The organism is Bacillus sp. 007/AIA-02/001, assembly GCF_004634455.1.
Taxonomy (GTDB): Bacteria; Bacillota; Bacilli; order Bacillales; family Bacillaceae_G; genus Bacillus_A; species Bacillus_A cereus.
On record NZ_SEIY01000004.1, the window covers coordinates 51,185 to 63,543 of the forward strand.

A 12,359-nucleotide genomic window follows, 5' to 3' on the forward strand; every position below is an offset into this window, starting at 1 on the left:
TTCTTTCTACTAGTCCTTTATCACAATTTTATATCCTATCCTACAACTCCCAAGTAATATTCATTTCTGCAAATGACTCCTTACTAGCTTCCAATCCTTCGCTATCTTCCGTTCCAATCATTGCTACTTCTTCTTTAGACAACTTAATTTCCTCATTTGGCCTTTGGATTTTTTTCTCATACACGAGTTGTAAAAGCTCTATTTGTTCCTCTGTCAGTTCATACTCTTCTTCCAGTCTTTCCATTGCTGATTCTGTATCAAGTAATGGAATTTCTAATAAGAATCCACCGTGCTCTTCCATCTCTTCAAATGAATCAATTGAATACGCACCACTATCCTCAATCCAAAATGCAGTTGTAATAAAAGGAACTGTTTCGCCTTCTACTTCTTCTAATACGTATTGAAGTGCTTCTTCTTTCACAATATCTATTACTTCCGAAGGTGCCCCTTCAAAATAACTTTTCGCATCAATCCACTCATCCATTCTCTCACTATTCACATCTTGAAGACATACAATCGTGTAATTCGGATGAAACGTAATTGCCCCTTGTCCGCCTTGGCTATCTTGCATACTATAGTTAAATCCATCCCATGAACTTTCATGTGAGAAATCTGGACAATGCGCTACATTAATTGCATGGGCAATCGAATTTAAAACGCATCCTTTCCATAATTGTTCTCTATCTATATGTAATTTATATTTACTCATCATCTTCCCCCATGCACATATTTTTTTCTATTATTTTTCCTCTACACAATACTTGTAAATACTTTTCTATCTACTACAAAATAAAAAAGACAATACCCCCCACTGTATTGTCCATTTTTTTCCCTACCATTTCTCTCTACACGTCTCAATTAAATGCAGTAAGTACCTCTTCGTCATATCTGCCCTTCTCCACCTTGAGAGCATTCGCTTTTCTTTTGGGTTCTGCCGTATTCTAGCTACTTCTTTTAATAAAAGCTCCCATTCTTCCGCTGAACGTTGTGACAAGTATTGCAAGCCTCTATCTTTTGAAACGATTGTTTTATGATCTAGTGTATATAAAATACGTCCCATCGTAACGACAGCTGATTCTACCCACTCTTCTATAAAAAATAAATATGGCTTCTTCGCCTTTTCACTCCAGTACTGTTCTACGTTATATTTCATCGTATTTACTACATCATTCCATTGTATTTGCAGTGGAAGATCTTCTGCTTCTTTTCCGGTAACTGTAATGCCTTGATTTTTCAACGTCCACCATGTGACCGCATTAATGTCCCAATGACCAACATTAGCTTTACCATCTGCACAATACACATACTCGTTCATTTCATCATTGTATTTCCCTAAGTCAGCAAGCGGAATATACATACCGTCCATTCTTTTACCTAGCATATTATCACTAAGTTTCTTATGTAGTTCCACAAGCTGCTGTTTTTCAGCTTCATTCACGGAATCATTTATCACTGTAACAAAATCAACATCGCTCGTTTCCTTATGAAATGCACCTAGTGCGATGGATCCGTAAATATATACCCCGACTATTTTTTCATCCAAAAAAATTTCTTTTAATTCTACTGTGTACCGCTCCATTAACTGCTCTACTTCCGTTGGTAACGCATGCTTCACTCCATTTTTCATATCTATCCCTCCAATAAAAAAAGCCTTTGCAAATTCGCAAAGACTTCTTGTTTTATAAATATTTCTCGATTTCTTCGTAAACATCCTTCAAACGAGGATTTCCTTCTCCAACAATTTCTCCATTTACAAGAACGACCGGATAAAATAAATCTTCTTCCACTACGCGCTCTGCGAATGCTTTTTTATCCGCATCTTCTTGTTCTTCTTGGAAATCAATATACTCGAAATTAAATTTATTTTCTTGTCCTTCATATTTACGACCAATTGCCGCTTGTAACCACTCAAACGTTTCTGTTGAAGATGGCATTCCAACGCAGCTCGCACAAATTACTTTCGTCCCATACACTTGAACATTAACCATTTCTTCTCCCCCACTTCTTGTCCCAACAGTATATTCAGATGTCTTATTACATAAGCACATCGTTTTACAAACTTATTCCATACCCCTATACTGAAAAAACACGATACAAAATTTCGACAATAAAACAAGAAGAGAAAAAATAGATTTTCCCCTCTATCTTGATTATAATAAAACTGATGAAAGGAGTCGATAAAAATGGAAAACCCACATATGCAAGAACAAGTATTAGAAGTATTAGATAAATTACGTCCATTCTTACTTCGCGATGGCGGAGACGTTGAATTAGTAGACATTGAAGAAGGTATCGTAAAACTACGCCTTATGGGTGCATGCGGAAGCTGCCCAAGTTCTACAATCACACTAAAAGCTGGTATCGAGCGCGCGTTACTTGAAGAAGTACCAGGCGTTATCGAAGTAGAACAAGTATTTTAATTAAAAGCGGAAGCGGCTCGTTCAAAGTCACTTGCTAAAAGGAGACCAAATTTGGTCTCCTTTTTTTATTCAAATCACATTTATCCGTTAACATCATAAAACAAAATTGGAAATCCCTCTCAAAAAATGCGATAATTAATACTATATAGTGAATCGTTCACACATATAAAGTAAAAAACATAGGGGGACGACACATGCCAAAAATGGGGAACACTTTTTTAACAATTCAAGAACTAGAAAAGAAAAAAGAGTATTTATTAGGCCTTTCATCCGCTATACCAACGTGGAATACAAGCTATCAATTTTTATTTAAAGAAATCCAGCAAGAATTATTGGGTAAAGTAAATGAAAAGCTCGAAAAGCATCAATTCGTTTTAAATATATGTACAGATCAGCAGGTAGGGGCATAATGTATTACATAAAATTGTGGTATATAAAAAAGAGACCTCACTCGGTCTCTTTTTTATATTTTTAAGATAACCAATCTAATTTTCTAATCCCAAGCTTATCTACTGGTAAACGAAGCGAACCATAAAAATGCTTCATAAATTGCTCTGAGCGGTTCACATCGTGTAAAATGGCTTCTAAGCGATCTCTATATATGCTTTTTTGTTCTTCGTTTCCAGTTTGGTAATATCGTTCGACCGTTTCAAAATAGTGCAGCGGGAACAGGAGCCTTGCAAATAATAAGCGCCAGCCAAATGAGGATAGCGAATAATTCCGTTCATAATCCGTAACAAATTGAACGATTGTTTGCTCCCAGTCTTTCTTTTTTTCTATCGTCATATGGCGGATCCATTCTGCAATATCTCGACTCGGGTGATCATACACCCAATCAAAAGGAAGTTTGAGACGCTTCGTTTGATGCCATAATAAAGGTGTGAATCGTTCTTGGCAAATTGTTGCTGCATCCGTTAGTTGCGGCGTATCATCCATTTCTGTATCGACAACATATTGAATGGCATTTTCTGCAACTCCTAAGTAATACGGGAAGGATTCAATAAACAATTGATCGAATACATCTGAAGGGTGGTTCATCACTTGTGATTGCCAAAACTTTTCTAATTGATCGAGCCTTTTTTCCCATAACGCTTTCCATTCACCAATTCGGCTTAATTGCTCAATTTCTTCTGGAAAGAATGCACCTCGTTTATGGAATATAGAAAGCTCACTTCCTAATGACATAGCATGTCGTTCTAACGTGCGCATACCTTTTAATAAGCAATAATTTTGTTCTTCTATCTCACTTACATAGTAGCCGTGTATAGTCGGAACGAAAGTCGCTACAGTTATATCCCCTTGCTGGTTCATATAATCACTGAGCTTTTTCATCTCTACAAGTACTTCTTCCTCCATTTCTCCAATTGGAACAAGTACATAAATTTTGTTGCGAATCCAAAAGCTTTTATAGGGGCCAAGGGGGATTAATTCTTTAACATGCATGTGATAATGCTCATAAATATGCTGAATCATCGCAGTCGCCACCTATGGTTTTTCTTTATATATATGAGCTTGTGCTCGCCTTTCATTCCTATGCACATGATAAAGCAACGAAACGTATACAAATACTAAAAAGAAAAAAAGGTGATAAACATGAAAGAATCAAATCAACTACAAGAAAGAGCATTAAAACTATTACAAGAACGCGGTGTAACAATTGACGATATTGCTGAACTTGTTCATTTTCTTCAAAAAAAATATCATCCAAATTTAGAGATGTCAGAATGCCGTTACAATGTAGAACGTGTACTATCAAAACGTGAAGTACAAAACGCACTGATTACTGGTATCGAGCTTGATATCCTTGCTGAAAAGGGAATGCTAAGTGAACCGTTACAAGATATTGTAAAACGTGACGAAGGCTTATACGGAATTGATGAAGTTATCGCACTTTCTATCGTGAATGTGTACGGCTCTATCGGTTTCACGAACTTTGGATATATTGATAAATTAAAACCTGGTATTTTAGAATACTTAAATGATAAATCAACTGGAAAGGTGCACACGTTCCTTGATGATATCGTTGGCGGAATCGCTGCCGCTGCTTCAAGCCGTTTAGCACACCGAGCTGAGCACTCAGAATAATAGTGTTTTCTAGGCCGTCAGGTTCATGCTGACGGTCTTTCATATTCCATCAGCATAAATTCTCTTCCGCGACTCAAAAAAATAGGCCCTTGCTTAAATCCGATATTTTTATATAACGTAATCGCTCTTGTATTAAATGTCGCTACGCTTAATCGAAACATTTTTGCATTAAACTCTTTCGTGGCAAACGCTATTCCAGCTTGGAAGAATTCTTTCCCCATTCCTTTCCCAGTTAACGCCGGCTTCATGCCAAGTCCAATATCAATCACATCTTCTCCACCATATAAATGAGCATCTCTTCCACCTGGTACTTGTGCATTTGCTCCAAAACAAAAATAACCGATGAGGTCTCCTTGATCATCACAACAGCCATAATACGTTCCATCTAATAGCTCTTCCATTACTTCTTTCTCGCCTGAAAAACTATATAAATTATATGGTTCCTCGTACGTCCAAGTATTTATCTCATTTGCTTCTACCTCTGTTAATTTATGTATATCCACTTTCTCTTTCCCCCTATTATATTTCTATTAACAATATTCGATATTCATCTTATAATTCATCTTTCTCAATATATTTTTTAATTTCTTGCTTCATTTTTATGGAAGATTTTTCTTATTATGTTACGATTAAACAGAATCATTATAAATAAGGTGGTGACAATTTGAATTACTTTTCTTATCTCTCCTCAGAAGAACGGCAAAATTTTTTCTATAAAGAACCTCTTAGTTTTTCAAAAAATATAGGAAAAGAACAACTAGCTTACGCACTAGGCGCTACACTATATACTCCTGGCACGAAAGAAACGATTGCGGAAGATATAATTAGAAGGAAACATGTGGATGCTATCTCAATTATTCTTTGTCTAGAGGACGCTATCAGCGATGAGGAAGTAAAACTTGCAGAGCAAAACATCGTCGTTCAAATACAGCAAATCGCTAACTTAGTCAGTGCCAACATACTAAATCAAGCAGACATCCCACTCCTTTTTATTAGAGTTCGACAGCCAAGTCAAATGAAGAAAATTGTTACTGAATTAGGTAGTGCCGTTCATTGTTTATGTGGTTTTGTCTTTCCAAAATTCACACCGATTAACGGAAAGACTTATATCGATCAGCTTGCATATATAAACGAGTTATACTCATTATCGCTATATGGCATGCCGATTTTAGAATCACCCGAAATTATGTATAAGGAAACACGGGCAGAATCATTATTACAAATAAAGGATTTACTAGATTCTTATCACGATTACATCTTAAATGTACGTATTGGTGCTACTGATTTTTCAAGTATATTTAGTATTCGGCGTAATAAATACACACCTATCTATCATATTACTGTTGTCCGTGATTGTATTTCAGACATTATTAACGTTTTCTCAAGGACAACAAATGAATATATTATTTCAGGATGTGTATGGGAATATTTTTCTAATGATCATGAAGAAGGGCTTATTCAAGAGGTATCACTTGACCATGCAAATGGCTTAATCGGAAAGACAGTTATTCACCCATCTCATATTAAAGTTGTACAGGCAATGCACATTGTCACAATGGAAGATTATTTAGATGCGAGATTAATTTTACAAAATGCAGATACGTATAATGGAGTGCTAAAAAGCAGTTTTTCTAACAAAATGAATGAAGTAAAACCTCATTATGGGTGGGCTCGCAAAACCATTTTAAAATCTAATATTTACGGGGTGCTACATGAAAACAAACAATTCACCGATCTCCTTATTACAAACGCAAAGCAACACGTATAACGTTTTAAATACTATACAAGTTCATGTAGAAGTACGTGATAATCCATATAATTTAGCGCTAGACAATCTTTTTCAAATGGCTGCGAGAATAAATAAGAAACGTAGTTTTTTATTTGTGAGTACAATCCTTGGAAAGCATCTTCCTATTAAACCTGCAGTCTCTCTATCAAGTGGAGTTGCTCTCGCTGCAAGATATATGGAAATACTACATAATATTTCTCATCCATTTCAAAAAGAAATTTTAAATCTCATTTCATTAGAAATTGATGAAATCCCAGAGGAAGTATTTCGTTATCAATATCCTCTGCAAGAAGAAGTTTTGTTCATCGGATTCGCTGAAACAGCGACATCACTTGGTCATTCTATGTTTCAATGCTTTCAAAATGCAAAGTATGTACATACAACTAGGGAATCGATACCCCACCTAGAATCTGTCATTACATTTGAGGAAGAACATTCTCATGCAACATCGCACCGGTGTTATGTAGATGAAAGCTTTTTTCAAAACAACAATCCAATTGTTCTCGTAGATGATGAGATGACAACAGGAAAAACAGCATTAAATATTATTAGATCTATTCAAAATAAATTCCCACGAGAAGAATATATAATTGCTTCTTTGTTAGACTGGCGTTCTCATACTAATAGAAAACAATTTAAACAATTAGAAGAAGAACTTCAAATTAAGGTTCATGTTATTTCTTTATTAGAAGGCAGTATTCATACAACTGGCCAACCATTAAATATTGCAAAAAAAGAGATTCAAATTGAAGAAACAAAACCTGATTTCAAAAAACATACCCTTACCTGCCTAAAATCACCCTATACATCAAATTATATAAAATATACTGGGCGATTTGGCATTTCAGCATATGAACAAAAGCACATTCATTCTTTCGCCCAAGAAGCAGGAAAAACTTTAAAAAGAGAAAGAATTGGAAAACGAACACTCTGTCTCGGAACGGGTGAATTTATGTATATCCCAATGAAAATTGCTGCTGAAATGGGTGAAAATATTTTATATCAATCTACAACAAGAAGCCCTATCCATCCTGTTTCAAATGATGTGAACTACGCCATTCATAATCATTTCTCATATCCAAGTCCTGAAGATCCTACTATAACAAATTACTTTTATAATATTTCACCTCATGATTACGATGAAGTATTTGTTTTCATTGAGCGTGATTTAGGGGAAGAAGCCCTATCTCCTCTTCTACAGCAGTTACAAACAGTTATTCCTTTTATTCATATCGTCTCATTTTCAAATAGCATAGAAAAGGAAGGTTGATAATTATGGTAAAAGTAAATTCTCATATTAGTAGTTACAATCCAAATGATGCTATTTTTCTATTAAAAGATATTAGTGATTTAATGAAAGAAAGTTCCACGGAAACTAGAGAACAAGCAATTCAAGCTGGCACACATTATTCCGAAATGTTACCAATGGAATATAAACCCTCTAAAGCGTATATGGATTTATTCTTTTCTTCCCTGCAACAATACAAACACAAACTAGCCATCGCTGTTGGAGTTGTCGCCGAACAGATTATACAAACTAAAGGAACTAACCTTGTCCTCGTTTCATTAGCTCGTGCTGGTACACCTATTGGCATTCTTATCAAACGCTACATACGCTATCAATACAACCTTGATGTACCTCACTATTGTATTTCTATTGTTCGCGGACGCGGTATTGATGAAAATGCACTCCATTATATTTTGGAACATCACCCTAAAGAAACAATTCAATTCATTGATGGGTGGACTGGAAAAGGTGCAATAAAAAAAGAATTAGAATATGCAGTACACACATTTAACGAACGAAATAATACACACATTTCTCATTGTATGGCTGTGCTTGCTGATCCCGGTTACTGTACTTCAATTTACGGTACACGTGAAGATTTTCTTATTCCTAGCGCTTGCTTAAATGCAACAGTCTCTGGACTCATTAGCCGCACTGTACTAAATGACACCTATATCGGTCCAAATGATTTTCATGGTGTTAAATATTATAAAGAGCTAGAACAAGAAGACTTATCAAATTTATTCATTGATGAGGTAACAGATTTATTCCCTTCTGTTCATTCTCATATAGATAATCAATTACGTTATATTACTTCAACTTACACTGATCCCTCTTGGCAAGGATTAAAAGATATACAGTCTATCCAAAATCACTTTGAAATTGACGATATTAACTTAATTAAACCAGGAGTCGGTGAAACAACTCGCGTATTACTCCGGAGAATACCGTGGAAAATTTTAATACGTAAGCAAAACAATCCCGATTTAAAGCATATTTTACTTCTTGCTAAAGAAAAGAATGTCCCTATTGAAATCTATGAGAATATGGCTTATTCATGTTGCGGGCTCATTAAGCCTCTTAAGAGGGAAACGATATGATTTTCGCCAGTGATCTTGATCAGACGCTTATTTATTCCCGGAAATCGTTTCGTGCCCCTATAGAAGATGAATCAATTCAACTCATTGAAACTTTAGATGGGAAAGAAATTTCTTTCATATCACATAAAACCATTTCACTACTAAAAAAATTGCAACTGCACTCACATTTCATCCCAGTTACAACAAGAACTATTGAGCAGTTTCAGCGTATTTCTTTATTCCAAGACGAAATCATTCCCGAATACGCCATTACAAGTAACGGCGGTAATATCCTTCATAACGGTAAACAAGATGGTACTTGGAACAGGATAGTAAAAGAAAGACTATCGTTTGAATGTATAGAGGGAAACGACATACTAAAGGAATTTGGACAAATAGCTCATAAAGATTGGGTTATATCACAAAAAACAGCTGATGATCTATTCCATTATTGCATTATTAAACGGGAGAACATTCCTTATGATGAATTATCATCCTTCACTTCCTGGTTAGACAAACAAGGCTGGAATCATTCACTTCAAGGTAGAAAGCTATACTTTGTACCAAAACCAATTAACAAATGGGACGCCGTGCAATATATAAAAGAAATTTTGCAAATAGATACGATTATTACAGCTGGGGATTCTTTACTTGATTTATGCATGCTTGAAAAGGCGAACCATGCCTTTGCACCACTTCATGGTGAGTTAGGGGCAATGCATGATAACTTACAACCTCATATTTTAAAAACAGACGCAATCGGCATATATGCCGCAGAAGAAATCGTAAATAAATCACTTCAAATTATTCACAGTTCATTACCTACCTCATGATCATAATATGCACAATTGCATACGCACCACAATTAAACAAATGGTACAATCTATTTGAATCGCTGTTGCTACACTTCTTGATTAAAGAAAAGGCGTTAACACGGAAATTAGCGTCTTATCAACCTCAAGCAATTGGCACATTTTGTCATCTTAAAAGACACTCCACGAGTGTCTTTTTTTCTATATCCAACAAGGACTTACTCATTTCAAAGTATAAATACATAAAATAATGTAAATCATTACACGCATGAATCACTTTCTAAAAGTTATAAAGTAGATTCAAAATAAAAAAGCACTCTTAACTAGAGTGCTTTTTACTTTCAAACAAGGAGGCTACATATATGGATAGTACTCTCGTATTTAACTTCGGCATTGGTATTGTCATTATTTTATTTGTCTTTTTTGTACTTTGTATGAGCGGGGTATAAAAAGGCGATTTTCGGGCGTCTTTTTATACATACATATGTATTACTTGACTTCTATAAAGGTAGTAACCATAATAGTTACAGATATACAAATAACTATTCACATATCCACAAATAGGAGGAAGAAAAATGAAACATGTAATCGTTTATGCACACCCGAATACAGAAAGCTTCAACCATGCGATTTTAGAAACGGTAAAAAGTGAATTAGAAGGAAAAGGTCACGAAGTACGCGTTCGCGATCTATACGAATTAAACTTTAATCCAGTATTAGGCGCTTCCGATTTCATCTCATTTTCTAAAGGAAATACACCAGAAGATATTAAAGAAGAACAAGAGCATATCTCTTGGGCTGACAGCATTACATTTATTTATCCAGTTTGGTGGGCGGGACTTCCTGCTATTTTAAAAGGATACGTTGACCGTGTGTTTAGCCATGGATTTGCTTATGCTTACGGTGAAAACGGTATTGAAAAGTTATTAAGCGGTAAAAAAGGATTGTTATTATCTACAATGGGTAATACGAAAGAGGCATACACAGCAGGCGGCATGTTTGATGCAATGAAGAAAACAGCGGATGTTGGTATTTTTGAATTTACAGGCATTGAAACAATTGAGCATACATTCTATACAAGTGTTCCTTCTGTGGATGACAGTGTGCGTAAACAATATCTTGAAGAGGTTAAAGACGTTGTGAATCGTGCTTTTTAATAAAATTATATCAGCGATTTTCTAAATATATCGGCGATTTTTCAAATATATCGACTTACCGACAAAAATCGACACTAGTCACAACTGAATGTTAGCCTACACCAATCGGGCTGCCCGCAAATATTAGAAAAAAAGCTGTTCCAAAGTTTGGAACAGCTTTCTTCATTACATCTTCTCAATCCACTCCGTCAAGTTATGCACAACTTGCGTTGGTTGTACTTCGTATTCTGTTAACTTCTCCACAGTTGTGACTCCAGTGCGGACAAGAAGGGTATGCATGCCAGCATTTATTCCTGCTAAAATGTCTGTATCGTAGTTATCCCCAACCATTAATGCTTCATTTTTTTCTATGCCAAGTACTTTTAAAGCTTGTTCCATAATGATTGATTCTGGTTTTCCGATAAAGATTGGATCCACACCTGTTGATACTGCTACAACTGATGTTAATGAACCATTACCTGGTAATAATCCTCGCTCAGTTGGGATGGCAATATCCCCATTTGTAGAAATAAACGTCGCGCCATTACGCACAGCAAGACACGCTTTTGCTAACTTTTCATATGTGATGTCACGATCTAAACCAACAACAACGAAATCAGGATTTTCATCCACAAGTTCAAATCCTTTTTCCACAAGTGCATCGTGTAAGCCTTCTTCACCAATCATATATACAGTTGCGTCTTGTTTACGTTCATAAATGAAGTTCGCAGTCGCCATACTCGTTGTGAATACTTGCTCTGCTTTCGCTGGAATATCGAAACGAACAAGTTTTTCTGCCACTTGTTCTGGTTTACGCGTTGAGTTATTCGTAACGAATAAATAAGGAATGCCGCGCTCTCCTAATGCTTTTACGAAGTCGCTTGCCTCTTCAATTTGTTCTTCTCCGCGATACATCGTACCGTCTAAGTCAATTAAGTAACCTTTATACATCGATTATGTCTCTCCTTCTATGCTAACGTTCTCACCTTATCATACCACTCTTATATTACCCGCTTTTTCCAAAGAAAAAAACGCTTTACCTAAAAGCGCCCCATAACGTTCATTTTTTCTCTTTTACTTGGTAAGAACAACTACAATCGCCCTCACACATATTTGCTAACGCCTTTACATCTGCTCCTGCAAATAAACGCTTATACATCTCTTTTTCATCTTCACATACTTGCGGGAATCTCTCTGCAATTTCCTTTAACGGACAGTTTTGTTTTTCAATTACGAAAGAATTCTCTCCATCTCTCTTTATTTGAACCATATAACCGTTTTTCTCTTGCATAGCTGCTATCTCTTGCACTTTATATGCTAAATTCTTTTGATTACTCACTCTCTTTTGTAACTGTTCTTCCATTCGCTTCGTTCTCTCCTTTAAAACGTAACGAAGTATTTTTTCATCACCCATTCGAGCTAAATCTTCTAGCATATCAATCGCAAATTGCTTATACTCTTTCGGGAATGTATCTTCTCCCTTTTCACTTAATCCATACAAATAAGTTGGTCTTCCGACATGTTGCCTTACCATCTTAGAATAAATGAGTCCGTCTTTCTCAAGATTACTTAAATGTCTTCGGATCGCCATTTCTGTAATCTCTAAAACGTCAGCTAGTTCAGCTACCGTGTGCTCTCCCTTTACTTTCAACAATTGTACAATTTCGTCTTTCGTCGTACGTGCTTCCCCCATACTTCACCCTTCTCCCTTTTCTTTCTCACATACAATATAAGATCCCCAAAAGGCATT

The 12,359-nt window shown here is 35.8% G+C and carries 15 protein-coding genes; 8 read left to right on the forward strand and 7 right to left on the reverse strand.

The genetic code is table 11. The features are described 5' to 3' along the window. Positions 1 to 40: 40 nt before the first annotated feature. The 3 genes from ES895_RS11870 to ES895_RS11880 all read right to left on the reverse strand — a co-directional run bounded on the left by ES895_RS11870 (position 41) and on the right by ES895_RS11880 (position 1,988). A complete protein-coding gene (locus ES895_RS11870; RefSeq protein WP_098204741.1) occupies positions 41 to 709 on the reverse strand; it encodes a hypothetical protein in 669 nt (222 codons plus the stop codon). A 123-nt stretch (positions 710 to 832) separates the two neighbouring features. Next, complete coding sequence (locus ES895_RS11875; protein ID WP_135238365.1) at positions 833 to 1,627, reverse strand: nucleotidyltransferase domain-containing protein; 795 nt, start codon at positions 1,625 to 1,627, stop codon at positions 833 to 835. Between the two features lie 52 nt (positions 1,628 to 1,679). Next, a complete protein-coding gene (locus tag ES895_RS11880) occupies positions 1,680 to 1,988 on the reverse strand; it encodes a YuzD family protein (protein ID WP_000248588.1) in 309 nt (102 codons plus the stop codon). 195 nt (positions 1,989 to 2,183) lie between these two features. Between ES895_RS11880 and ES895_RS11885 the strand changes: the two genes are divergently transcribed. Together ES895_RS11885 and ES895_RS11890 are read left to right on the forward strand one after the other, a co-directional pair. Continuing rightward, positions 2,184 to 2,420 carry a NifU family protein gene (locus ES895_RS11885; protein WP_000431159.1) on the forward strand — a complete coding sequence of 79 codons (237 nt, stop codon included), beginning with the start codon at positions 2,184 to 2,186 and terminating at the stop codon, positions 2,418 to 2,420. Positions 2,421 to 2,614: 194 nt separating this feature from the next. Beyond that, positions 2,615 to 2,830, forward strand: a complete 216-nt coding sequence (locus ES895_RS11890; protein WP_001125494.1) for a hypothetical protein — start codon at positions 2,615 to 2,617, stop codon at positions 2,828 to 2,830. A gap of 61 nt (positions 2,831 to 2,891) precedes the next feature. On the opposite strand, the gene yutH is transcribed toward ES895_RS11890, so the two are convergent. After that, positions 2,892 to 3,893 (reverse strand): spore coat putative kinase YutH, encoded by a 1,002-nt coding sequence (gene yutH, locus ES895_RS11895; RefSeq protein WP_000614218.1) that lies wholly within the window; start codon positions 3,891 to 3,893, stop codon positions 2,892 to 2,894. A gap of 120 nt (positions 3,894 to 4,013) precedes the next feature. Between yutH and ES895_RS11900 the strand changes: the two genes are divergently transcribed. Then, entirely contained in the window at positions 4,014 to 4,505 is a 492-nt protein-coding gene (locus ES895_RS11900; protein WP_135238366.1) for a phosphatidylglycerophosphatase A family protein, read from the forward strand. 23 nt (positions 4,506 to 4,528) lie between these two features. On the opposite strand, the gene ES895_RS11905 is transcribed toward ES895_RS11900, so the two are convergent. After that, positions 4,529 to 5,008 carry a GNAT family N-acetyltransferase gene (locus tag ES895_RS11905; protein WP_000351155.1) on the reverse strand — a complete coding sequence of 160 codons (480 nt, stop codon included), beginning with the start codon at positions 5,006 to 5,008 and terminating at the stop codon, positions 4,529 to 4,531. A 161-nt stretch (positions 5,009 to 5,169) separates the two neighbouring features. Between ES895_RS11905 and ES895_RS11910 the strand changes: the two genes are divergently transcribed. The 5 genes from ES895_RS11910 (at position 5,170) to ES895_RS11935 (ending at position 10,630) form a co-directional block, all read left to right on the forward strand. Next, on the forward strand, positions 5,170 to 6,273 hold the full coding sequence (locus tag ES895_RS11910; RefSeq protein WP_097856203.1) for an HpcH/HpaI aldolase/citrate lyase family protein: 1,104 nt from the start codon (positions 5,170 to 5,172) through the stop codon (positions 6,271 to 6,273). Continuing rightward, positions 6,218 to 7,564, forward strand: a complete 1,347-nt coding sequence (locus tag ES895_RS11915) for a phosphoribosyltransferase family protein (RefSeq protein WP_118415290.1) — start codon at positions 6,218 to 6,220, stop codon at positions 7,562 to 7,564. The genes ES895_RS11910 and ES895_RS11915 overlap by 56 nt, the downstream gene beginning before the upstream one ends. Positions 7,565 to 7,569: 5 nt before the next feature. After that, the gene (locus ES895_RS11920; protein WP_074618681.1) at positions 7,570 to 8,682 is read left to right on the forward strand and encodes a cysteine protease StiP family protein; all 1,113 of its coding nucleotides are present in this window, start codon (positions 7,570 to 7,572) and stop codon (positions 8,680 to 8,682) included. Further along, the gene (locus ES895_RS11925) at positions 8,679 to 9,494 is read left to right on the forward strand and encodes an HAD family hydrolase (RefSeq protein WP_000575383.1); all 816 of its coding nucleotides are present in this window, start codon (positions 8,679 to 8,681) and stop codon (positions 9,492 to 9,494) included. Before ES895_RS11920 ends, ES895_RS11925 begins: the two co-directional genes overlap by 4 nt. A 554-nt stretch (positions 9,495 to 10,048) precedes the next feature. Continuing rightward, positions 10,049 to 10,630, forward strand: a complete 582-nt coding sequence (locus ES895_RS11935) for an NAD(P)H-dependent oxidoreductase (protein WP_000683436.1) — start codon at positions 10,049 to 10,051, stop codon at positions 10,628 to 10,630. 165 nt (positions 10,631 to 10,795) lie between these two features. On the opposite strand, the gene ES895_RS11940 is transcribed toward ES895_RS11935, so the two are convergent. After that, positions 10,796 to 11,560: a TIGR01457 family HAD-type hydrolase gene (locus ES895_RS11940; protein ID WP_135238367.1), complete on the reverse strand. Its 765-nt coding sequence runs from the start codon at positions 11,558 to 11,560 to the stop codon at positions 10,796 to 10,798. A 109-nt stretch (positions 11,561 to 11,669) separates the two neighbouring features. Then, positions 11,670 to 12,302, reverse strand: a complete 633-nt coding sequence (locus ES895_RS11945; protein WP_135238368.1) for a helix-turn-helix transcriptional regulator — start codon at positions 12,300 to 12,302, stop codon at positions 11,670 to 11,672. Positions 12,303 to 12,359: the final 57 nt, after the last annotated feature.